General features: G+C 45.8%; 16 protein-coding genes and 1 pseudogene. 8 read left to right on the forward strand and 9 right to left on the reverse strand.

Annotated features, from left to right (window positions below):
- Position 1: 1 nt before the first annotated feature.
- The 6 genes and pseudogenes from OB236_RS06695 to OB236_RS06720 all read right to left on the reverse strand — a co-directional run bounded on the left by OB236_RS06695 (position 2) and on the right by OB236_RS06720 (position 9,808).
- Positions 2–943, reverse strand: a complete 942-nt coding sequence (locus tag OB236_RS06695) for an ABC transporter permease (protein WP_262683311.1) — start codon at positions 941–943, stop codon at positions 2–4.
- A gap of 72 nt (positions 944–1,015) precedes the next feature.
- Positions 1,016–2,701 carry an extracellular solute-binding protein gene (locus OB236_RS06700; protein ID WP_262683266.1) on the reverse strand — a complete coding sequence of 562 codons (1,686 nt, stop codon included), beginning with the start codon at positions 2,699–2,701 and terminating at the stop codon, positions 1,016–1,018.
- Between the two features lie 238 nt (positions 2,702–2,939).
- Complete coding sequence (locus OB236_RS06705) at positions 2,940–3,293, reverse strand: Ig-like domain-containing protein (RefSeq protein WP_317259323.1); 354 nt, start codon at positions 3,291–3,293, stop codon at positions 2,940–2,942.
- A 24-nt stretch (positions 3,294–3,317) separates the two neighbouring features.
- Positions 3,318–5,549 carry a carbohydrate-binding protein gene (locus OB236_RS06710; protein WP_262683317.1) on the reverse strand — a complete coding sequence of 744 codons (2,232 nt, stop codon included), beginning with the start codon at positions 5,547–5,549 and terminating at the stop codon, positions 3,318–3,320.
- Between the two features lie 69 nt (positions 5,550–5,618).
- A pseudogene (locus OB236_RS06715) lies at positions 5,619–6,503 on the reverse strand (glycoside hydrolase family 43 protein); the annotation flags it as partial.
- A gap of 140 nt (positions 6,504–6,643) precedes the next feature.
- Positions 6,644–9,808 carry a carbohydrate-binding protein gene (locus OB236_RS06720; RefSeq protein WP_262683267.1) on the reverse strand — a complete coding sequence of 1,055 codons (3,165 nt, stop codon included), beginning with the start codon at positions 9,806–9,808 and terminating at the stop codon, positions 6,644–6,646.
- A 552-nt stretch (positions 9,809–10,360) separates the two neighbouring features.
- Here OB236_RS06720 and OB236_RS06725 point away from each other — a divergent pair.
- Entirely contained in the window at positions 10,361–12,652 is a 2,292-nt protein-coding gene (locus OB236_RS06725) for a helix-turn-helix domain-containing protein (RefSeq protein WP_262683268.1), read from the forward strand.
- 308 nt (positions 12,653–12,960) lie between these two features.
- On the opposite strand, the gene OB236_RS06730 is transcribed toward OB236_RS06725, so the two are convergent.
- On the reverse strand, positions 12,961–15,279 hold the full coding sequence (locus OB236_RS06730; protein ID WP_262683269.1) for a helix-turn-helix domain-containing protein: 2,319 nt from the start codon (positions 15,277–15,279) through the stop codon (positions 12,961–12,963).
- A 292-nt stretch (positions 15,280–15,571) separates the two neighbouring features.
- Here OB236_RS06730 and OB236_RS06735 point away from each other — a divergent pair, with 292 nt between their 5' ends.
- From OB236_RS06735 to OB236_RS06750, 4 genes are read left to right on the forward strand one after another with little or no spacing between them, the layout of a single operon-like run.
- Complete coding sequence (locus OB236_RS06735; RefSeq protein ID WP_262683270.1) at positions 15,572–16,507, forward strand: ABC transporter permease; 936 nt, start codon at positions 15,572–15,574, stop codon at positions 16,505–16,507.
- A gap of 51 nt (positions 16,508–16,558) precedes the next feature.
- A complete protein-coding gene (locus OB236_RS06740) occupies positions 16,559–17,431 on the forward strand; it encodes a carbohydrate ABC transporter permease (RefSeq protein WP_262683271.1) in 873 nt (290 codons plus the stop codon).
- Positions 17,432–17,489: 58 nt separating this feature from the next.
- Positions 17,490–19,022 carry an extracellular solute-binding protein gene (locus tag OB236_RS06745; protein ID WP_262683272.1) on the forward strand — a complete coding sequence of 511 codons (1,533 nt, stop codon included), beginning with the start codon at positions 17,490–17,492 and terminating at the stop codon, positions 19,020–19,022.
- Positions 19,023–19,055: 33 nt separating this feature from the next.
- Positions 19,056–20,006, forward strand: coding sequence for a DUF1861 family protein (locus OB236_RS06750; RefSeq protein ID WP_262683273.1), 951 nt, complete (start codon positions 19,056–19,058; stop codon positions 20,004–20,006).
- Between the two features lie 424 nt (positions 20,007–20,430).
- Here OB236_RS06750 and OB236_RS06755 read toward each other — a convergent pair whose 3' ends face one another.
- Positions 20,431–20,853 carry a DoxX family protein gene (locus OB236_RS06755; RefSeq protein ID WP_262683274.1) on the reverse strand — a complete coding sequence of 141 codons (423 nt, stop codon included), beginning with the start codon at positions 20,851–20,853 and terminating at the stop codon, positions 20,431–20,433.
- A 213-nt stretch (positions 20,854–21,066) separates the two neighbouring features.
- Between OB236_RS06755 and OB236_RS06760 the strand changes: the two genes are divergently transcribed.
- Together OB236_RS06760 and OB236_RS06765 are read left to right on the forward strand one after the other, a co-directional pair.
- A complete protein-coding gene (locus OB236_RS06760) occupies positions 21,067–21,396 on the forward strand; it encodes an ArsR/SmtB family transcription factor (protein ID WP_262683275.1) in 330 nt (109 codons plus the stop codon).
- A 125-nt stretch (positions 21,397–21,521) separates the two neighbouring features.
- Positions 21,522–21,986: a phage tail protein gene (locus OB236_RS06765; protein WP_262683276.1), complete on the forward strand. Its 465-nt coding sequence runs from the start codon at positions 21,522–21,524 to the stop codon at positions 21,984–21,986.
- Between the two features lie 290 nt (positions 21,987–22,276).
- Here OB236_RS06765 and OB236_RS06770 read toward each other — a convergent pair whose 3' ends face one another.
- On the reverse strand, positions 22,277–22,963 hold the full coding sequence (locus tag OB236_RS06770; RefSeq protein WP_262683277.1) for an NAD(P)-dependent oxidoreductase: 687 nt from the start codon (positions 22,961–22,963) through the stop codon (positions 22,277–22,279).
- Between the two features lie 208 nt (positions 22,964–23,171).
- Here OB236_RS06770 and OB236_RS06775 point away from each other — a divergent pair, with 208 nt between their 5' ends.
- Entirely contained in the window at positions 23,172–23,750 is a 579-nt protein-coding gene (locus OB236_RS06775) for a TetR/AcrR family transcriptional regulator (RefSeq protein WP_262683313.1), read from the forward strand.
- Positions 23,751–24,111 lie beyond the last annotated feature (361 nt).

The following is a 24,111-nucleotide window of genomic DNA, read 5'->3' on the forward strand; positions in this document are numbered from 1 at the left end:
CTTACCAAAGACTGGTTTCATTAACCTTCCGGCTAACATAGTTTGCTGTTACGATTAAAATCAGATTCACTATAGAGTTAAACAGTCCCACTGCTGCACTGAAGCTGTAATTTGCCTCCACCAATCCACGCCGGTACACAAAGGATGAAATGATATCCGCTGTTTCATAAGTGCTAGGATTATAAAGCAATATGACTTTTTCATATCCTTCACTCATCATATGGCCAAAATTCATAATTAATAGGATCACGATTGTGGGAGCAATTCCCGGTAGAGTGATATGAACAAACTGTTTCCACCTTCCGGCTCCGTCGATGGTTACCGCCTCATATAGCTCCGTGTCAATAGCGGTGAGGGCAGCGAGATAGATAATAGACCCCCAACCTATGCCTTGCCAGATGCCTGTACCTACATAAATTGTCCTAAACCATCCTGTTTCCACAAGGAAGATGGTTCGGGAGCCTCCAAAATAAGCAATAATATCATTAATCAAGCCGTTTTTCGCGAAAAAATCGATAATCATGCCACAGATAACCACCGTTGAAACAAAGTGCGGTAAATAGGTAACGGTTTGGATCGTCTTTTTAAAATATTTACTTTTGATTTCATTAAGCAATAACGCCAGAATAATGGGTGCCGGAAAAGCAAAGATAAGCTGATAGAAATTGATTAATAAGGTATTTCGGATGACTCTCCATGCGGAGATACTGTTAAAGAAATCATGAAAATGTTTTAGTCCTACCCAGGTACTGTCCCAGATTCCTTTTACCGGGCTAAATTGTTTAAACGCGATGATGACCCCATACATTGGAACGTAGTGAAACAAGATATACCAGGCTACTACGGGCAGGGCCATCAATATCAACCATTTATTTTTTTTATAATCTTTTTTTATTGCCTGAATGAGGCTTGGCTTTTTGTATATCAAATGTTGCGGTTGCATCTTTACTCCTGGCACTATTGGAACCTCCCTGTATTGTGAAATGGGGGAATTTCTTCCCCCATTTCAATCATGCTATTTATCTAAGATGTCGCTGATATTAAACGATTGCGGATTTAATGCCTGCGGGAATTTTTTAGTGAACCGATCATAGGCACCCTGTCTAACTTTGTTGATATCCTCAATACCCAGCTTTTTGATTTGCTCCACATATTTATCCCAAGTAGCATCCACATCCTCTTTTCCCATAAGCCACTTCAGGAACATTTCATCCTTATACGTGTTAATTTCATTTTGTTTGGTAGTGGTTTGAGAAACTTCATCCGGTGTCAAGGTTCCTCTATAGCTCTTATTAGCTTTAGTAACCTGCTTTGCATATTTTGTCCAGGTTTTTAGTGACTCTTGTTGCTGGGGTAACGCCATGTACTGCTCAAAATACCTTCGATCCTGTACAAAGGGTCCGTCTTTAAAGGCGCGGGCGTAAAACTGTCCCATGGTTGCGATAGGCTGTCCGTTGGGATTATTCGTAACCAGCTCCGTGTATTTGGGATATCCGTTTTCCATCTTATAGCTCACGCCCTCTATACCGAAGTTATAGAGCATGGAGCCTTCCTTCGTATAGCCATAATTCAGGAATGCGAGCGCTTCCTTCAGATTCTTCTTAGCTGCGCTGGTAACGTTCCAGGCGCCACCGCCAGTGGTAGGTCCATCCTTCGCCATAAAGGGGTTGGAGTCGCCCTTGTTAAGGACGAGATACGGCATGGCGACCAAGTCAAATTTGGAGCCCTTGTTCTTCATCAGCGGCAAGTATTTGCCAAGACCTGAACCAGTGTTTCCCACGGTTGCGCCGGCTTGATTTCCGGTAATTTTGGCATCGATGGTTTTGGAATTATTCGTAGCCAATTCGGGGTCTAAGATACCCTCCTTATACCATTTTACCATCGTCTTGGTATATTCTTTGAACCTTGGGTCAATAGCTCCGTATACGACCTTACCATTCTCAATGAAGTGATCCTGGTTAATCCCCCATGCTCCGGTAAAGTAGATCCCTTTAATATTTCCGACATTTCCGGTAAAAGGTACCGTTGCACCCTTCTTTTCTTTGAAGGCTTTCAATACCGTATACAATTCGTCAATAGTTTCCGGCACTTGTAGTCCCAGATCGTCCAACCAGTCCTTACGCAAATAGCCTCCAAAGTAAGTATATACACTCTCGTGACCTTTGAGGAAAGGGAAGTAAAACTGCTTTCCATCCTCTGTCTCTACATCCATTAATAAATCAGGATAGGCTTCATAGATTTTGGCAAGATCCGGTGCATACTTGGGGATTTCTTTCTTTATGTCAACCAATATTCCATCTTCGAAGGCTTTTACACTTCCTCCCGGATAGTCTCCAAAGGTGCCCACAATAAAATCGGGTATATCACCGGACGCAAGCATAAGATTAAACTGCTCCTTCGCCGAGCCTTCTGTAGGATGAATATACTCAAGCGTAACATTCAGTCTCTTCTGCAACTCTTTATTCAGTTCTGACTCGGCATAATTCTTCATAACAGCAAGGGCAGTGCTCGGCAGGGGCTCCCAGACGCGGAATTTTACCGGTTTCTCAAAAGGTAATTTTATTGCGGTATTCGTCGGAGTCGAATTAGTTGGTTCAGCCCCTTTTTCCTCTCCACATCCTGTCATCACCGCAGATGACAAAAGCGCTATCAAGAGGGAACCGGTAGTAATCTTGGTAAAACCCTTTTTACTTTTCAGCATTTTTTTCTCCCCTTAAGTTTCATGTTATTGCTAGGGCAAGTGTAGTATTTCTATCAACCGTAAATCAATCTCCATCCAACAGAATGCGTATTCAAAATCCCCAAAGTCAATATTAAATATGGGAAAATCATCATCAAAAAGCAAAAAGCGTTGCAAAATCGATGACGGAACTCGAAGATATCCTCCGGTAGGAGTTTTTCTCTTTCTAACTGATCAAACCCTTAGTTGCTGCACCAAGCTATAAAGCGCGCGAGAATGGCGGATACTTTGGCCCGGGAGAAGCGGTTGGAACGGAGGCATTGCTGCCGCCAATCTGGTTATCTTCGTCGCTGTCGTCATGTACATAAACATTTACGGTCACTGTGCAAGTATCAGAGAAGCCGCCGTCTTCAGTGGCCACCTTAATCACAACTGTGCCGGCGGTATGTACCGTCACCAGACCGTCCTCATCCACAGTAGCTACAGCAGGGTTGGACGAGCTCCATGTCACAGCCTTGTTATCCGCGTTAGCGGGCTCCACTTTTGCAGTAAGCTGGAGGACTGATGTTAAACTCCCAGAGTTGGTATACAGTAGGGCGCTGGTCTGATTCAGGCTTACGCTGGTGGCAGCTTTCGGTTACTTGTAGGCCACAATGGTCAACTCCACATGGGGACTGGCTTTATGGGTATCGGTCTCACGGTATCGAATCCAATAAGTCCCGGGCGATAGATTCGGGATGGTATCACCTGTTACACTCGACCAGGCGCTCCCATTGTCGGCGGACCATTCCATGGATGCGTTGACGCCGGTAATGCGTCCATCATTGGCGTTAACCGCTGTTTCATTGATATGTCCAAGTTTTTCGGGCGCAACCTTCGCTCCTCCCGCAACCATAACTTTGAAATCATCGAAGTCGATGGAGGCATTGGCGAATTTGTCGATACCCAATACCTGGCCAATCAGCTTGGTGCCGCCTGTATGGCGGAAGTTATAGTCAGTGGCCACCTCAACATCATCAATATAGACGGTATAGGTCTTGGCTCCCCAGTTGACCACCATCTTGATTTTATACCATGTATGGAGTGAAGCGGGTTGGACTCGAACCTTATTAGTAGGCCCCTTCTGCACTAAAATGGTACCCTTATCAAACGCCGTGACCACGGAATAATTGCTCGCACCGCTGTCATTTCTCACCATGGCGCCATTGAAGTACCCGGTTCCGGCGTTTAATCTGGCGCGGTATTCGATAACGATGCGCTGATCCGCTTCAGCCTTCGCCTCGCCTGCAAACGGCAGGAACAGGTTTGCCTTGGGTTCCGTAGTAGTGGGTGTGACCAGCCGCAGGAATTTATTCCCGTTCTCTTCCTGCACAGTGGCGGTAGAGCCCTTGGTCAGGGCTTCGATCGTAATCCCGAACGGGTACTTGCCCGTCTCATCGTCGGAGAAATCCCGGTAAGCGTTATAGAACACGCCATTCTGTGTACCGTTGAACGAACCTAACAGATCTGCTTCCGCTTGAGCAAGGGCGCTCTGTGCCTGGTTAAGCTGCTCTTCTGTCAGGTTGGCGTCTGCGGATAGTTCCTCCGCATGGTTCAACTGAGCCAGGAGGGCGTTATACGCCGCTTGACTATAGCTTCCCAAACCTTTGTCCAGAGGGTATGAGGAATTGTCTATCCTGCTCTTAACTTGATTCACGATTTCATCAAGCCCCGATCCCAGGACAACCTCCACGGAAACGGCAGTAGGAATCTTCTCCCCATTCAGTGTCAGTATGGCAGGCACTAGCACAGTGCCCAGTGAGCTGAAGTTCATTCCATCCAATTTCCAATTAACCGTGGCAGTGCCCTTCACTCCCTTGTAGATGACCTCCACAGCGGCGGGCAGTCTGGGTGTCACTCCGGAGGGAGTCTTGATTGGAGTAAGAATCTGCGGAAGCAGAGACGGATCAGGAGTTATTATCAAGTTAAAGCGAGCTTCTTTGCCGCCGTATGTGGCTTTAATTACCGTATCCCCCGGTTCAGTGTCATATACATGACCGGTGACCGAAACTTTAGCTACGTCGGGGTTACTGCTGGAGTACGTGGTGCCAACGCCAGCCGTCACATCCCGAGCTTCATAGGTGTTGTAGCTTGCTGCTACCCGCAGCTGCCCTGTCTGCCCGCTGGTCAGGACGTTGTTCAATCCGCTAATGGCAATGGACTGCATAGATCTGGGTTCAGTGGCAACAGTAACCGCGGTCGTGGCCGTTTTCCCGTCATATGTCGCGGTGATCGTGGCGCTGCCCGCCCCGACCCCCTTGACCATATCCCCATCAATAGCAACGACCGCTGTATTGGAAGAAGAGAAGGATACTCCGCTCTCCACAGGGGAATAGGTAGCGCCTGTTACCGTATACACAGGCAAACTGCGACTTTCATCCAACCCCAGCGTATACCCTGGAGATTCGAATAAAATTGTCGGCGCGGTATCAAGCTCGAATACATCCATACTGTCAATTTCGGCAAGGTTGGTGTCTGCCGAGAAGCGGACGGTATTGTCACCTTGCTTGAGGAGGACTTTCGCTGTGGAGATTCCCCAACGATTCCAACCGGAATGGATGATGTTCAATTTGATGATGGAGCTCCCGTTGACCGACAATATCTGGGTTGCCGCTGTACCGCTCAATGAGCCGTTGGCATTGCGCACAGACAGCATATAAAACCCCGTCCCCGGCACGTTGACTGTAAACTGGGCATAATCATTGGTGTTCGAGATGTTGACGATCTTCATTCCGCCGGAAGCGGTGATCTCCGGCCGGACAGCGGGGCCGCTTCTGCCACTGGGGTCTTTCACCAACAGGGCGGCTTCCGCCTCATAGCGCTTTCGCACCGGCTCACCTGAAGGGATGGCAATCGGTTTATTCGGCTCGACGGGCTCTCCCAGGCTCGGCGTTCCGTCCTCGTTCCAAGTGAACTTCTGCGTGCGGATACTGCGGTTCCAGCCTGCGCCATCCCAGCGGGCGCCGTGGTAGACAATCCAGTCCTCAGTGCCGTCGGGAGAAGTGGTGAGGCTGTGATGACCCGGGCCGACAACGCCGTTGGCGCTGGAGAAGATTGGCTTGTCCCGTTTCGTCCATGAGTTGAGATCCATCAAGTCAGTGCCAATCTTGGCCGTGATCAGTCCGAGGCAATAGTAGTCTGTCCAGCTACCGTTTGCGGAGTAGACCAGGTTGATGGTATCGCCCTTTATCGTGATTTGGGGACCCTCATTGATCTTGCCCGGGGTATTCTCCCAAGCATACTCAGGCGTTGAAAGCTGCAGCCGTTCCGAGCTGATGGTTTTGGGATCGCTCATTTTGGCAATGTATAAGTTCTGGCCTTGCCCCGACTGATCACTTGCCCAGCCAGACCAGATGAAATAATGTTGATCATATACCGTCAGCACTGTGCCGTCGATTGCCCAGCGGTCGGTGGAATCGGTAATCTTCCCTATGAATTTCCATTCTCCGCTCATCGGATCAGCATTGGCGTTCTCCAGCACGTACATGCGGTGATTTTTTCCTTCTCCGTTGTCGGGTGAGAAGTAAATATACCATTTGTACTGGCCATCGGCATCTTGGAGATAGTGAATTTCCGGTGCCCACACATTGGAACTGTACATGGTACCCGGAACCGCTCTCCAGACAACTACCTTATCGCCTGCATCAATACCGGTGAGCGTCTTCGATCTCCAGAGTGTGACATTCCCGCCGGTTGTATGGGTGTAGTAGTAATAGCCGTCTGTGTGCTTGTAAGCATAAGGATCGGCTCCGTTCTGAAGGATAGTATTGTAGAAATTGGACACTTCTGACCCCCCCGTTGTCGAAGCCGATATCGAATCTGTCGTATCTGGCGTCGGCTCTGCAGCCGCAGCTGCTCCAGACCATTGCGGCAGCATCAGCAGCACTGCGAGATAAAGCAGCAGATGCCTGAATCTTTTCCTGATCATGCGCAAACCTCCCTGGAATCATATAGTCTCTCGGCTTTCACCGAGGTAGATGGGACAAGGGATGCCTTCAAAGTTACCGTATGGGTGCTGTCTAGAATACTAACCGCTACAACACTGGAGGCAGTCAGTACCCCGATCGTTTCAGAGATTTGATATCCCGTAGGGGATACAGTCTCCGGAGTGAGTTCGATGAGGCCCAAATCCACACCATGTCCGTTCACATCAACGGTCGTTGTGTACGGCTTATAGACGGCTTTTTGGACGGTTAAGTCGTATGAACCGTTCGCCAGGCTTGCAGTGAATTTTCCTTGTCCATTCGTATAATAAGTGCTTCCTCCAATGGTTACCCGGGCCGCGTCAATCGGAATGGTTGAGTCTTTAGCGTATACGGCTCCTGTCACTGTGTGAGTGGGAGAACCCGAAAAAGGCGCTATCAGGGTTAATGTAAACTTATCAAATGCAAGGCTATAGCTTGAGCTCAAATCATTTTTACCCGTGATCCTGAAATCCAGCATTTGGTCGCCTGATTGAGAGAAAGTCACGTCTCCATAATCTACATCCGTGTAGAGGAATGGTCCGTATTCATCGACTGTATTCCCCGTTGCTGCTCCATTCACATAAAGCTGAGATATACCTTTGTCATCGTCCTTTTTGAGCAATGCCTTTAAGTTATATGTTCCTGCCGACGGTACATGGATTGTGTACTTTACCCAGTCGCCTACAGCATTGGCTTCATATACCGCTGCAGATCCTCCTGATGCCGGAGCTTCAGAAACTGTACGGTAGTTGGCTCCCGAATTCGTTTGGGAAAGGGATTCTGCCTGGTACTCATAGGTAGTACCGGGAGTTACTTTCACGATATATGCCGTATCGGTTCCCATCGTTGGTAAAGCGATAGTTAGGGCATTATCGGTAACTGCATAATTGCCTTCCAGTTCAATTTTTGTTCCCTGCTGTTCTTTACCATTTTTTGTTTTTGTATTCTCTACAGATTCAACTCTGATATGAACCTTTCCGGCATTCCGCAGGTAAGCCGGGATATCCTTCAGGTTTAACGGTGTATCGTAACGAATCGTATTATCGGGATTTCCCAGAAGGATAATGGATCGTTTCGCTTCGCTGTCACTGGTCGCGAAAGCCTCCACCTGTTCTTTGTTCTGGATGGTTTTTACCTTTCTGCCCGTAGCATGGCCATACCAGTAATACAGATACCAGCGGCTTGTAGGCTCGGACAGTGTGGCGGAATCCGCCAATTCGTCCAAACCTGCTCTGAAGTCAGGATTATCACCTTGCCATTGAGTATTTCCCTTCAGGGCATAAAGCAGTCCGTTCTGCTCTGATCTCTCCAGCCTGGCGATGTAGTTGACTGACAATCCGGGATCATAACCCTGGTTGATGTCGCTAAGCTCCCATGGCCCTTGATATTCGGTAATTGCCAATGGCATTGGAGTGATCCCGTTTTCAAGCATCCAATTCTTTATCTCCAGTGTATGTCCTTCAATGTCTAACGGAGCACCGGACAATTCGTGCCAGCTCAATATATCCGGCAGGGCATTATTCTCTTTGCAATATAGCAGGAAGTCCTTCAGACCCTGGAAATTATATCCAAGATATTCCGGCGCCTGAACTTTGTTATGCGGGTCCCGATTCTTGATGACGTTATAAGCCCTTTTGTGTGTCTCATTGTAGTACTCCATACGGTCTTTCCATTGAATATTAGGCTCATTCCATGTGATCCATGAATGTATATCATAATTCTTTTCTTTAGCTTCATCCAGAAGCTTCCCTACATAGTCTTCCCATTCCTCATAGGTCGTGAAAGGTCTGTCATTTACGGGTCTTCCGGGCCACTTTGTTTTACCGTCAGCAAATTGAAAACCATGATACGCATTGATCATGATTTTTGCTCCTGTAGCCTTGACACGGTTATAGGTAGCAGGGTCAAACAGGCTCGGCAGCCGCTCATGGTAGGTAGCACCCCTGACCGTCCTTACGGTTAAAGGATTAATTAACTTCTGGGCCGGATCCATCTTCCCAATCCCATGCAGGAAACCGCTTGCCAATTGTGTGGCTTCTCCCCAGTCTTCGGAATAATCAATGGATACAGCCGTTGCCCTCATAGCATCTGTACCTTGATAAAGTCTCAAATTGTCAAGATTAGGGCCTTCATTGACGGTGGTCGTCAGTTTTATGGTGTTATTGCCGGCCTGAAGAGTAGCCGTTCTATGAACCCTTTTCCACGTTTTCCAATTAGCGGTTGCAGGGAAGGGAAGAGGGTCTATGTCCGGGATACCATTAACTTCCACTATAAGAGGTCTCTCGCTATTCGTATTTTTGTCGTTGGAGTATCTGATTTCTAATAAGTAGGTTCCTGCGACAGGTACATTCACTGTCCATGTTATAGAACCGCCGGGTTTGGCATGGAAATCTACAAATCCGCTGCCTTGAAAATCTCCACTGTTCTTGTTGCTATCGACCTTCGCATTAACCAATTCAGCGTCTTCAGCTTCGTATACCGGATTTGAAGGGGGGGCTACAACAGCGTTATCAAACTTTGCAGATTGATTGAATGTAGCAAATCCGACTTTGCCCGTTGTAAAGGATGCATCGGACACGGAAAGCTTTCGTTCACCGTTTACGAATCCTTCTATCGTACTGCCGTTAACAAGGATTTTCAGATTATACTCTGTATCATTCATCAGTGGATTGGATATGGATTGCAGCACGATCCATAGACCGGCTTCTTTCTTTCTCAGAGCGAGTGTTTGGTCAGAAGAAGTATATGCGAGCTCATAATAGTTATCATGATCGATAAACCTTGCCATGAGATGTACCGAATTGGTTGTAAAACTGTCCAATGTCTCTACATTTACATCGGCACTAAATGAATAGTTTGTCCAAGAGGGTTCTCCTGCTACGCTTTGAGCAGAGCCTGACAGACTGCTTTGCCTGTAAGCCCCGTTTCCTGCGTTCATATAAGTCCCCCAGATTCCGCCCTCAACAGCCCAATTTGCTGTTGAAGCGTTTTCAAAATTGTCGGATAAGAGATACACAGGTACCATAGACTGGGTGGCAGCGAATGAAGCTGCAGGCATCAAACTGAACAGCAAGGATAAAACCAATAAAAGGGACACAAACAACGTTTTCTTACTTTTATCCATGTGTCACTACTCCATTTCATGATTTATTTTAATTCCTAATTAAAACTCCAGCAAATCCTCCTTTCCCATATTTTCTGATGCTTCCGGGAAACGTGGCATGGCTCCGCCATTGTCACAAACATCAACAATTGCTAGAGCCAGTGTAGTATTTCTATCCGCAATAAATCAATCTCAAATCAATAGAATGCGTATTCAAAATTCCCAAAACCAATATCAAATATGAGCAAATCATCATCAAAAACAAAAAAACGGTGCAACGCCTGACGATGTCTACTTCCCGCGGCACTGCAGGAGTGCCGCCGGTCTGGCAGCACAGGACGGGCATGCTCCAAGTTGTAGGACATAGATGGTCTTATAAAGCCTGTAGGAAAATTGTGGAATTTCATTTGTAGTGTATTGTAGTATAATATTTAGGAACGCAGGCTCTCCAAGACCGTCCCTTCTAGCGGAGCGTGGAGACGAACCTTCGAATGCGGCTGAAGATCCGGGTACCCTCCTCCGTGCGAAATTTTGTTACCCGAACTCACTAATCATAATAATGAGGGGGATCTCATGAACGTAAAGCGAGTTTTGAACACTAGAAATAGTATCATTTACACCCAAATTTTATCTTATATATTGATTCTGTTAATTCCTATCATTTTCACTGGAATCGTTTATTTTGTTACTGTAAGGACCATTGAGCAAGAAACAAACAGGGCAAATCTTGCTATGCTGAAACTAGTTCAGTTGAATATGGACAACATCTTAAAGGATGCCGAGCGCTTAAGTTTTGATATTGCCTTTAACCCGGATATTCAATTGCTGGCTACTTCGCAGGAAACGAACTGGAATAACAAACAGTATGAGGTTTCTCAGATAGTAAAAGATTTCAAAAGGATGAATATAACGAATGGCTACATAGATAATTTTTATGTGTACTTTAAAAACTTGGATGCTGTGATTTCTTCAACAACAGCTTCAAGGAGTAATTATATGTACTCTAATCTTGTCAATAATGACCTAAGGTATGAACAATGGATAGATACTCTTCAAAATGCGTACAACGGCAGATATATCTCAATAGGCAATAAGACAAACTCAAATGAGGATTCCGGAGCGCTCGCTTACATGCGTTCAATCCCAATATCAAATTGGGAGAAGTCTCTTGCCACAATCGTCATCCTGTTAAATAAAGAACGATTTACTGAAATGATTCAAAATATACAATCGGCGCAGTATGGAAGTATCTTTATTTTAGACCAGGATAACAACATTCTTGCGTCGACGGCTTCTTTTCATTTATCGGATATCTTACAGGTGGATGAGCTTAAGCGTAGCGATAATATGCTGGTGAAAGGACAAGGAAAGGATTCATTAATCATATCCTATACGAAATCCGATGTATCCCAGCTAAAGTATGTTTCCATTGTTCGGCGAGAGATTGTGATGGAAAAAAGTGAGTTTACAGAAAAATTAATGATTGCAAGCATTATACTATGTTTAATTTTTGGAGGAGCAGTATCGGTTTTACTTACATGGCGTAATTATAATCCGGTTCGTAATCTCATACGTATCGTCCAAAATGGGAAAATAAAGAACCCTTATGACAGATCCAGTAATGAATATCAGTTTATTTATGAGGCCATCCAGGATACTCTTCAAGAAAAGGAAAAAATAAACCTGAAACTTATACAGCAAAGCAGTGTTGTGAGAGCGGATTTTCTGCAAAAGCTTTTAAAAGGGAAGTTTGGCAATATATCTGTACATCACAATGCATTTTACGCTCTTGACATGCAGTTTATATCCGGTGATTTTATAGTAGTGCTCCTATCCATAGAAGATAAGGGCAAGCTTATTTCCTTAGGGATTGGAGATGATTTTGAAGCGAAGTCAAAGCTCCCCAGTTTTGTGATCACCAATGTTTTTGAGGAGCTTTTGGGACAAAGGTATAAGAATTTTGTTACAGAGATTGATGAGAAAATAGTATTCCTAGTGAACCTGCAGGATCCTGAAGCGGTAGATCATGTGCAGGAATTGGTAAACATTACAGAAGAGCTGCAAAGCTTTTTTAGAAAATATTACAATATGATCCTTACAGTCTCCATCAGCGATGCCCACACGGGTATCCATGGCATGCAGGAAGCATATCAGGAAGCCGTAGAAGCCCTGGAATACAAATTGATTGCCGGTAACGGAAAGATCATCAGCTTCCAAAGTCTGAAATATAATGTCAGAGATTATTTCTACCCTCTTGAAAAAGAGCAAAAACTAGTGAATTGCATCAAATCCGGAGAGTTTGAAAAAGGAAAGCAATTACTTGATGACATTATTCGCTCCAACTTTATTGACGGCACTCCCACTGCTGAAATGACAAGGTATTTTATGTTTGACCTTGCAAGTACAGTCGTAAAAACAGTAAAAGAAATATCTGCTGCTGAGCCGGTGGAAAAATTGTTTGAATGTGAAACCGTAGCTGAACTGCAGGCTGAAATTACCAATACACTATCATCAGTATGTAAACACATACAGTCAAAAACCGGTAATCGTTCCTACGAATTGAGCAGGAGTATCATCGAGTTTGTTAACAGCCACTATGGAGAAGTTACCTTAAATATAGCAATGATTGCAGAAAATCTGGGAATTACTCCAAGCTATATGTCCAAGCTCTTCAAAGAACAAACCGGAGAAACCTTGCCGGATTATATCAATAAGGTAAGGCTGGAAAAAGCGAAAGTATTATTAAGGGAAGAAAAACTCAATATCTCCGACGCGGCTGTCAAAGTAGGGTATTTAAACAGCAATGCGTTGATACGCAGTTTTAAAAAGTATGAGGGAGTTACTCCGGGAAAATATAAAGAGTGATGATGTATTGGCCGTTAAGCAATCAGGCAGTAAAATTACAAGTATAGGACGTACATCGTTCGGGACGAATATTATTTGAAATAAGCGTAATTTTAAAAGCTTGCTCAACTATCGGAGAACAGGTCGGTATAGAGAAGATGAACAGGGTCTTGATGACATATGAAGCAGATCCTTTCCGTGTTGTATATGCGTACTATAAAGAAACGAAGGATGCAGCTGCCGCAGCAATTATTGGCTTAAAGCTAGATCCAGAACAAAAAGATGCAGTAATCCTACATATCGCTGTAGATCATAGCGCTTTGTTGCAGTTAATCATTTACCATCTTCTTTTTCTTCATTGATTCCTGCTCCCGGAAAGCCGAAGGAGACAGGCTGTACTTTTTCTTAAACAACGTGGAAAAGTAGGGTGCATTATATATACCGACCGATTCGCTGATATTTGCGGCTGTCTCATTGGTCGACGTGAGCAGTTCCTTGGCCTTTTCCAGTCGGATATGATTCAGATATTCACTGAACGATTGCCGGATTGCTCCTTTGAACAGCTTTCCCAGGTAACTTGGAGACAAACCGGCAATATTAGACACTAGCTCAAGGGATAAATTCGGTTCGGCATAATGCTCCTGAATATAGTTTTGCACCTTTTCAATGACAATGTTGTGCTTTTGAGCGTTTATCCAATGGTTTTTCTCCTCGATCAGGGCGCAAATATTGTTGCAATATCGGATGAAAATGTCTTTGATTTCCGATAAGTTCTCGGCAGCCTCGATATCGGTAACCACATCCAAATATTCATTGAAATTAGAGTCCGGAAGATGCTGCAGATAATCAAAGTGCTTGAGCAGGGAGAGCATTAATTGAATGCTGTATGTTATCACTTGGTTCACTGAACCGGATGAGATTTGCTCGATAAACTGTTCGGTGGCATCCTGAACGAAGTCCGGCTTGCCGGATTGAACGGCTTCAATCAGCCTCTTCTCACCATCTACCGGGTAATTTACGGTGGTCATAATATGCGATCGGGTTGTCTGGGCATCCAGAATCGATTCTTTTCCATAAATCAATCGATACTTCACATACTGCTGTGCCGAGGTATAGGAGAACGAAATATTTTTTCTACCATAGCTCATGTCTCCGACCCCGATAGAGACCGTCAGTTTGAAGTATCGATTTAGGAAACCTTGTACGTTGCGCAAAGCAGGTTTCAACTCTTCAGGTCGCTCATTCTTCATATACCGACAGATGGCTACCGCTTCATTTTCCCCTGTAATCAGATAATCACATGCCCCGAGAGGCTCCAGCATCTCCATTGCAATATTCCCGAGGGCGAAGCGCATCAGTGGCATCTGTCCGCCTTCTGTTCCCCCTCTCGCTGGCTCCAGATCATCGATTTTGAACACGATCACGCAGAAATAAGACGCTGAGAGCTCCTCATCGATGTCTCGAATGAGTTCTCCAGGTACGGAGGTTTCGAGCGAATTGCTTCTGATCAGTGAATGCAGATAATGCTCCCGAATCGTTCGGGATGAGCGGCTGATAACGAATTGCATCGACTTTTCCCTTTCCTCTAGCGTTGTGAACATTTCAGCCATGACCTGATATTCATCGATGATCGGCGACTTTAGAGTGGCTGAATTCTGTATGATCTTCTCAAATAATGTCGAAAGCGGCCTATAAATGCTTTTGCTCAGAAAAATTGAAACAAGCAGGCCGATCAGCACGATCCCTCCCGTCACAAGCATTGTAACATTGCGAAGATGGTCAATATTGTAGATCAGACTGGAGTAGGGGGTAACGCTTACAAAATACCAGTTCATTTCCTCGGACTTTACATAAGTAATCAGATGCTTCTCATTATGAATATTTGCCGTAAAGCTGTTCTCCGTCTCATCCTGACTCAAAATCTGCTGCACATACGGCGTTCTGGACAAATCTTCCAGAAACAGATTCGAATCCGTATGAGACAGCACCTTGCCCTCATTGTTGATGACGAACACGTTGTTGGCTGAATCCGCTTTGCCGATTTTGCGGATCGTCGTCAGGATGGACTGCTCCTCAACATTGATGTAGATGAGCGGATTACTCGTGGTGCGCAATGAATAGTTCGGGTACAGCAGAAAGGTCAGGAACTGCAGCGGTGCATCGTTATTTCGGTTAGGAACGGTCAGACTCCGCGGGTAAAACTCCATATATTGCTCAGCGCTGATGGCATAGAGCGAGGAATCAAACGGCAGCCCGGCCGTATCGACTACAGTTTTCGTGGACGGTCGATAGATCCCGATACTGTATATGTACGGATACGCGCTTTGAATCTGGGACAACTGTTGAAAGACATGGTAATTCCTCGTCTTATCCTCCTCCGTATCATTCAGGAATGAAGTAATCTCCGGCTGGGTAAGCAGGGAATTACCGATCGTCATGGCTTGGTTATAGACGACATCGGATGCGTAGCTGATTTGGGATAGCATGGCTTTGGAATTGCGATCTATTTCTTTGACTGCACTCATGGAGAAAAAATAAAAGAGATAGGTGGACAGCAGACTCACCGTGAGAAGAATGAGCAGAAAATATGAAATGGCGAGTTTCTGGAATGCCTTATATCGAACAAGCCGATCCATGGTGATTCGCATAAAGATTCCTCCGTTGCAGCTAGTATAATTTCTTCAATATAAAATAAAGCCGGTTAAAAAGATACTCCATTCTTAAAAAATGAAAATCAGTTCGGATATTTGAAAGCCCTTTATTCAAATCGTGAAAGCGAAATCTGGTATTTAAAATTGGCAACACCTACCTGCTGATATAGAGTTATAGCAAGCGACAACGTAGCCAAGAAATGTTCACTAAGCCTATGCTTCCGAAGTGAGTTTTGTACGAAGCCGATTCAGGAAGCAACGCTCACAAAACTTTTAGGAGGATAAGAAATTGGAAAAGAGACAGCGACTGGCATTCGGCATATTTTCTGATATCCATAAGAACGGAACGTCTTACCTGCTGGTTCTTCCGGCGATGGTGTATACTTTTATCTTCGGGTATATGACCTATCCGTATATGATCATTGCTTTTCAACGATTCAATTATACGAAGGGGATATTCAATAGCGAATGGGTGGGGTTGGAAAACTTTGAGTTTTTTTTTCGCTCCTACAAGGCTTTAACCGTCACCTTTAATACCATTTTCCTGAATATGCTCTTTATTGTCTTTGGTACGCTGATGGCTCTTGTGATTTCACTCGTGTTGAACGAGTTACGCAAGAAGCTCTTTGTTAAAATCAGCCAATCGGTAATGCTGTTCCCGCATTTCATTTCCTGGATCGTGGTCAGTTATGTATTGTATGCTTTCTTCTCCATGGATATGGGACTTGTAAACCAAATGCTGAATAAGCTCGGAATCGCCTCTGTCAACTGGTACACGGAGCCGGAGGTGTGGCCTGCAATCCTCACTGTGATGCATGTATGGAAGGGAGCGGGGATGAGCGCCGTGATTTATCTGGCTACCATTACCGGCATCGATGAAACCTTGTATGAAGCGGCCGAAATCGATGGGGCCAACCGATGGCAGATGTGCATACGCATCACCCTTCCTCTAATGATGCCTACGGTCGTCATTCTGACGTTACTCTCGATGGGCAAAATTATGTATGGGGATTTCGGCATGATCTATGCCTTGGTCGGCGACAATGGCACCTTGTATTCGACCACGGACATCATCGATACGTATGTATTCCGCTCTTTACGTCAGATCGGTAACCCTTCCGAAGCGATGGCCGTCGGGCTGTTTCAGTCCGTGGTCGGGTTCATTCTCGTCTTCGGTACGAATGCGATTACCCGCAAATTTTTCAAAGACGGCGCTTTGTATTAAAATCCCGATCCGGCAAAAGCCTGCCGAAGTATGGTTTTAGGAGGAATAGTAATGAAGAAGTTTTCCCTCAGCAAGACGGTCATGTATACCCTGATCTCGATTTATTCGGCGATTTGTCTTCTTCCGATGCTGCTGGTGCTGATGATCTCGGTCACGGATGAGGATGCCGTATTGAAGAACGGCTACAGTCTTTTTCCTGAGAAATTTTCCTTGTATGCCTATAAACTGATTTTTACGGGCGGCTCCCAGGTGATGCAGAGCTATTCCATTTCCATCTTCGTCACTATCGTCGGCACGCTTCTTGCGGTTTTGGTGACATCCATGGCTGGCTATACGCTGGCGAACAAAAATGTGAAATACCGTAATCTGCTGGCGCTCTATTTTTTCATCACCATGATTTTTTCCGCCGGGATTGTGCCTTGGTATTTGATGAACCGCTTGCTCGGTTTGACCAACAATATTCTGGCATTGATTATTCCGTCGCTTCTGTTCAGCCCGTTCAACCTTTTTCTGGTACGTAACTTCATGAACGGCGTACCCGATTCGCTGAGAGAGTCGGCGACCATTGATGGGGCGGGCGACATTACGATTGCGTTCCGGATCTATCTTCCGCTGTGCATGCCCGTTCTGGCGACGATTGCGCTCTTCTACGGACTGGATTACTGGAACAACTGGTGGAATGCGATCATGCTGATCGACAGCAAGGATTTGTACCCGCTGCAATTTATGCTACTGCAGTTGCAATCGGAGATCAGCATGCTGAACGAGATGACGATGTTGGCCGGAACAAGCGAAATGACGCTTCCTTCGGAATCGGTCAAGATGGCGACAGCGATCGTGACGGTCGGGCCGATCATCTTCCTCTATCCGTATTTGCAGAAGTACTTCGTGAAGGGCTTGGTTATCGGTTCGGTCAAAGGCTGATATATCCCTTAGGGGTTAACATAAATAAAGCACTATATAAGGGAGGTCAATATTTTTTGTGAAAAAATGTTACGCATTTCTATTAGCTGCGGTGCTTGTCCTTTCGACATTGATGGGATGCAGCAAGGATTCTAATTCAGCCAACACTGCGGATAAGGGAGGCAGGCCTGCTGGGACGGTCAAAATCAAATATTTGGTTCCCGGCACGGAGCCGAAAGACTACAAGGAAGTGTTCCAAAAGGTCAACGAGAAGCTGGCTGCGGACGGTGTCGGCGTTGAGGTGGAGAAAATCTATATTCCGTGGGATGCGTGGGATCAGAAGCTGAACTTGATGCTGTCCACTGGCGAGGATTTCGACCTGTTCCACGTCATGCAGGACCGTACGCCGTTCTCCAGCTACTATAATCGTGGTGCATTGGCGGATATATCGGATGCGATCGAAAAGTATGGAAAAAATCTGAAGAAGTCTATTCCGGGCGATATCTTCGACGGGGCTAAAATCGATGGCAAGTATTATGCCGTTCCATCTTATTGGGTTGAAATGGCGAGTGAAGGCCAATTCAATATTCGTCGCGACATTCTCCGCGAGAACAATCTCAAAGAGCCGACTACTCCGGCTGAATTGATCAGCGCTTGGGAGATTGTCATGAAGAACTGGAAGGGAAGCAACAAGCCCTATCTGGGTACTCGCTCGGACTTTGATCCGATCTACCTGCATACGTCCATCCTGCACCGGACTTATGACACCTTCCCGTTCACGGTGAAGGATAAGTTCTTCTATGTAAATCAAAGCGGCGAGGTCAAGTCTTGGATTGAGACCGAGGAGTTCAAGAAGGATGCGTCCTTCATGCGCGAGCTGTACACAAAAGGAATTACCAATCCTGATATCTTGGTCATGAAGCAGGAGCAGGTAGATGCGCAACTCGACAGCGGTGAATGGTTCGTCCGCCTGGGAACCGGCGGAAGCTTGAACGGGCTCAAGAAGTACAATCCAAAAGCCACTGTAGACGATATCGGTGTTGTATGGTTTAACCCGGAGAAAGAATATCTGCGTCCGCTCACCTTCAAGAACGGGAATGCCGTGCCGGTGAACAGCAAGCATCCGGAAGCGTCCGTCAAATTCATGGATTGGATGCTGGCAAGTCAAGAGAATTATGATCTGGTTCAATATGGCATCGAGGGTAAGCACTACACCAAGGACGGCGGGAAGGGCTTTAAGCCAATCAGAGATCCGGAAAACAATAACAATTCGAGATATAGAGGATCTGATTCGCAGAACGGCAACGTAAACTTCATACGTTTTGACTTGGAGAATAGCATTCCCGACAACAACAAAGTCTTGTTTGAGCCAAATCCGAAAGCGATCAACAGTATCGCGGCGAACTTTGTTTTTGACCCGACGAAAGTAAGAACCGAGTACACCAACATTTTGTCGGAAGCTTCGGCGAGCATCACTCCGATTTATATGGGCGTTCAAGAATACGGCAAGGCCTTCCCGACAGCACTGGAAAAAATGAGGAAAGTCGGTCTGGATAAGGTAGCTGCGGAATACCAGAAACAATTCAAGGAATATCAGGCTTCTCGAAAATAAACGAGTCGAAACAAAAGGAAGGTGTGGAGAAATTTGACCCTGAAGACACAAAGAATTGAATTTGAAGCGACAAAAAAGATCTATGAGAGTGCGACCTTGGTATTTCATGGTGTGGACGGTTTTGATGTCTACAATATTTCGATTCCGTTCATACGGGACGGGAAGCGCTATTTGTTCGGGCGGGTAGAACGTCGCGAGGAATGGGCCCGCTCTTGGGTCCGCCTGTTCGAGGAGACGGGACAGGATGAATGGACCGTGGTGGAAGATAGTATGATCTATACGCTGGAGGACCCTTACATCAGTGAGATCGGTGATGAGCTTGTAATGGGCGGGACTCATGTGCAATATCAGAGTGGAAGATACAGCACATTTTTTGGCTATTTCTTTCGGGGCATCGACCTCCATAATTTGTACTACTTCACTACCGGACCTAACAAAATGAAGGATATTCGCCTTGTTCCGTTGCCGGACGGCAAGATCGGCGTCTTCTCGCGTCCGCGTGGCACGGAGACGAGGAGCAAATACGGGAGCGAATCAATGATCGGCTTCACGATCGTTGACAGACTGGAAGAGTTGATTGCGGACGTCATCGAGAACGCACCGTACATTTACGGCATCTTCGGGGAAGGCGAATGGGGAGGTGTGAATCAGGCTTATCTGCTTGATAGCGGCAAAATCGGCGTCATCGGCCACATTTGCTACCGGGATAAGGATGAGAACGGAGGGGAAGTGAAGGTGTACCTGAACATGGCCTTCGTCTTCGATCCAACCACCCGAGAGTCCTCGGACCTTCATCTGGTCGGAAGTCGTCCCTGCTACCCGCCGGGACCTGCCAAGGCACCGGATTTGGTCGACTGTGTCTTTACTTCGGGCATTGTGATGCGTCCGGACGGCAAGGCCGATCTGTACAGCGGCATTGGCGATTGCCAGGCGGGGCGTATTACGATCGACTATCCGTTCGCAGGACATGGGTGTCTTGTCTAGAAAGATAGCTTCTGAGAAGACCATTTTGAAGGCAATCATAAAAGATAATCTCGATTTAAACAACGGTGAAACCTCAGTTCTATTAACACAAGCTTGTTTTATCGATAATGAAAGAGAGTTCATAATTTGAAGGTATGTTAGGTTAATTGTTTCGATTCGCTTATCATGAACATCCTTCCGATCATATTGATGTAAATATAACCGGCTGCAAACAGCATGCTGCCGGTTTTGATTTTTTCGTAATAAACAGGTGATTATTGCTCCAACATCTTTTCAAGCTTACCACACCAGTTCGCCCATATTGCGCCCTTGTGCACTGCTGCATTTAAAGACTGAAATGCCTTCATTGCATCGGATATGATCATTGCAAGGGTTTTTCATACGTGCTTGTATGACAACATCTCCTTATTATTTCATCACCTCCTTAAAGTTTGCGGCTCTTCGGACGTAGCGCCCACGAGGCGAGAGCTAGGATTGCAAGACCAAGAGTGCTCCAAATATGGTACGCATAAGCCCCGTAGTCCCCCACGAATGCATGTGATGCAGCTGCACCCGTCATTCCAAAGAATATGCCTGCATACGCCCATTCCTTAAGCCGCAAAAAGCCCGGCACGAGGATGGCTATGGTCCCAAGTACTTTCCAAATCCCGAGAATGGTCAAAAAGTACACAGGATACCCTACTATCTCCACTGTATCGAGCGTTCCCCATTGATGGGTTAGTTCCCCAATTCCTCCGCTCCCCTCAACGAATGCAAGCAGCACCGTTATAACCCAATAGGTGACAACTTTTCCCGTGGGTTGGGTTTCTTCTTTTGAGGTTGTTACCGCATCGACAATCTTGCTCATTTGTTTCCTCCTCCAAACCTATTGGACACCATTTACTGTCTCATTTAACTATAGGACACCATTTACTGTCTTATCAATAGTGTTATTCATTTTCACATGAAACAGTTGATTTTCTTTGGAAATAAGGTGGACCTATTGACTAGACACTATTTACTGTCCTATAATCAAAGCACTAATCTTTTTAATTTCATTTCATGCGAGGGAGTGGTGATAATGAGCGCAGTTGCACAGACACGGGATGTCTATTATGCCCTGGCCGATCCGACCCGGCGCGAAATCATTCGACTGCTGGCGGATGCGGATGAATTGCCGCTCCATCGGTTGACTCCACATTTTACGATGGGCCGCAACGCAGTCTCCGGGCATTTGACGATTTTGAAGGAAGTCGGCCTTGTGACCGAGCGTAAAGTCGGCCGTGAGACGCGAAACCGTCTCAATCCCGCACCGCTGAAGGAACTCCAGGACTGGTTGTCGTACTACGAGAAATTTTGGAAACAAAATATGGTTCGTCTGGATCAGCTTCTTAAGGAGGAACAGGACTAAAGCAAGATCTATCGCTCCCTGGGCCAGCCGCGGAGAAAACACGACGCATCTTAATCAAACCGGCTTCAACAAAGACCAAGCGCTCGGATGGCGCATAATAAAGTGATAATACGAGGAGGATGGATATGTCCCATATCGTTGATTTTAAAACTGTGTCTACGGTTGGTTTAGAGTCTTCACCTGTAGTAGATGCGCTTGCTGGTTTACGTGCTAATGAAGCCCGTTACTTCATGAACAAATATAAGCATGAATTTACGGTAGTACCAGCTAGCGAGAGCCCGGAGACCATCGATTATGTGAACCGAATTTTGAAAGAAGTACGTGATATTGAGTTTGCGGCCAAACCTTTAGAAACGTCGCGTTTTCAAGTGGAAAATATCAAATGGGCCTTCGTCTTTTATGAGGATGGTCTAGAGGTCAACGTCATGTATACGGTTGATGACCCTAAGAAGCGGGCCGTTGGTTTTAAGCTATCTGAGGGGATGGAGGTACCAAAGGAGTTAGCAGAGAAGTTTAAGTTTGCTAGACAGAAGTCTAAACTAGCTGGAACAATTCGAGGCTCGTTTTTTGTGATTAAAGGAGAATATTAAAAGTAAAAGCAAAAGCGCAAGCATAGCGGTGGATCCGAACCATCGCTATTTCGTTTGCAACACTGCGCTGCACCTCATTGCGCTAACGGAGACGTTAGTTCAATCAAACAGCGGCAGTCTAGGACTTTTTTTGCAGTCCAGGCTGCCGCTGTGTCTATATTATTCAAGACAGTAGTATCGACATCAAAACGGAGTGGCACATCCGTGACATTCTGTATTGGCTAGTATCTCTAGATCGTAAGTACTTATGTCCATAATGAATAAGTTCATAAATATATCTCACCTGTATGTTATCGTCCAACATTAACGATCTTCCTTACCCAGGTTGGCTCACTCGTCGCCGCCCGTACAAGGCAGTCAGCACAGTCTGAGAAGGGAAGCGGCAGGAACGGAGCGATACGGGCTGAGGGATCTGCCGTATATTTCAAAGTGGCAGCCACGTCACGAAGTCCGGCCGGTCGTACAATAACCCAATCTAGGTCGCTCCGTTGCACCGCACGCTCGGCAATGGCCTTGTCCTTGATCGCCTTCGAGAAGATGCGCCGGTTAATGCTTATTGCCCACCGATTGACTGCGGAAAGTTCTTTCCCGTCGCTCAGACCAATGCCGCTCTGCATGACTAGGCGCTTAACTCCAGCACCCTGACAGGCCGCGAGGATATTCGTGATTCCCTCCGACATGACGGTACCCGGCGAGAAGTTTGCCGCAAGGATATTCGGGATTCCCTGCGACATGAAGGTACCCGGCGAGAAGTTTTTGGTTGGACCTATGCAACTGATTACCACATCTGTACCGACAATGGCTTTGGCCATACTCGACGCGTCGAATACATCCCCCTGCCGGGTGCTGAGCCGCTCTGCGGGTGTGATGACTTCCGGCCGGCGAGCCACGGCTACAACCTCATGTCCCAATTCAAGTGCTCGCTCCATCACTTTCCTCCCAGTGGCCCCTGTTGCTCCAATAACCGCGATTTTCATAGAGATGTTCCTCCTTCGATTGGTGATCATGATTAACTCTATCCGCTTACGTGCACATAAAATGCACATTAGTGTATTAAGAAGCAACTATGTATAATTGTAAACAGAAATAGAAAGTTTGCAATTAATAAAAAGGCAGGTTCCGTGCATTAGTTCACAAATCCTTTATAATTGTGTATTTATTTTTAGGAAAGCTGGTGATTCTCAAGTGTCAAAGATGGATCGAAGGATACGCAAATCCCAAGAAGCAATGAAAACGGCTGTTATTGAACTGATGATTGAAAAAAATTTTGATCAGATTACGATACAAGATATTTCCGACAGGGCAGATGTTAGCCGAAGAACCATCTATCTTCACTACACGGACAAATTTGATCTTCTGGATAAGCTCATCGAAGAACATATTGACGAGTTGCGGGAACTCTGCGATTCCGCAGGCAATGACGCCGATTATATGGAAGCGGTGTTGTTATGGTTCAAGTATTTTGAGAGTCATTATTTATTCTTCTCCGCGATGTTAGCGAGTAAAGGGGGTTCTTTTTTCCGCAATCGATTCCTTGAGTTTTTTCTCCAAGAGTTAAAGAAGAAAGAGAACGATATGCCCGAAGGGAACAATCAAGGATTAACTGACGGTGAGGATATTGATATTCAATTTTTAGGAGCGGCTATCGTAGGGGTAATGGAATGGTGGTTCAAGAATGGAAAGCCTCACGCTCCTTCCTTCATGGCTCAACGATTGGGATCATTGCTTGAACGGAATCTTGAAGCTGATTTCCCGCTTGCATGAAGGAAACTTCTATGCTAGATCCAATTACCGAATGGTAAGTAAGCTATTAGTATGTCATGCGGGAGGTTTTCTGAATCTATTCCTGAGTTGTGACAAAAGTACTATGCTGAGTGCCATTTTGTACTAAGAAAACTCCCGTGATTCGAGGGGATTTGTGACAAATTACGTTAAAGTGCACATGGTGTGTGAAATTCCATAATTGAATAGAATTGTTCCTTTAATGGTTAGATTTTTTGTTCCGTAATTCGTTGGAAAAAGACTTATATACATGAATGTTAATAAATAGCATAAAAACGCCTTAGGCTGATACAAATAAGTCTATTTCCCGGGGATAGGAAACGGGACTCCGCGAGGATATCAA

The organism is Paenibacillus baimaensis, assembly GCF_025567575.1.

Excerpts from the sequence above, each read along its gene's own strand:
- OB236_RS06755 (WP_262683274.1), bottom strand. The coding sequence starts at position 20,853 with ATGAGCAAGATTGTCGATGCGGTAACAACCTCAAAAGAAGAAACCCAA.
- OB236_RS06720 (WP_262683267.1), bottom strand. The coding sequence starts at position 9,808 with ATGGATAAAAGTAAGAAAACGTTGTTTGTGTCCCTTTTATTGGTTTTA.
- OB236_RS06695 (WP_262683311.1), bottom strand. The coding sequence starts at position 943 with ATGCAACCGCAACATTTGATATACAAAAAGCCAAGCCTCATTCAGGCA.
- OB236_RS06765 (WP_262683276.1), top strand. The coding sequence starts at position 21,522 with ATGTCCCATATCGTTGATTTTAAAACTGTGTCTACGGTTGGTTTAGAG.
- OB236_RS06760 (WP_262683275.1), top strand. The coding sequence starts at position 21,067 with ATGAGCGCAGTTGCACAGACACGGGATGTCTATTATGCCCTGGCCGAT.
- OB236_RS06700 (WP_262683266.1), bottom strand. The coding sequence starts at position 2,701 with ATGCTGAAAAGTAAAAAGGGTTTTACCAAGATTACTACCGGTTCCCTC.
- OB236_RS06770 (WP_262683277.1), bottom strand. The coding sequence starts at position 22,963 with ATGAAAATCGCGGTTATTGGAGCAACAGGGGCCACTGGGAGGAAAGTG.
- OB236_RS06730 (WP_262683269.1), bottom strand. The coding sequence starts at position 15,279 with ATGCGAATCACCATGGATCGGCTTGTTCGATATAAGGCATTCCAGAAA.
- OB236_RS06740 (WP_262683271.1), top strand. The coding sequence starts at position 16,559 with ATGAAGAAGTTTTCCCTCAGCAAGACGGTCATGTATACCCTGATCTCG.
- OB236_RS06725 (WP_262683268.1), top strand. The coding sequence starts at position 10,361 with ATGAACGTAAAGCGAGTTTTGAACACTAGAAATAGTATCATTTACACC.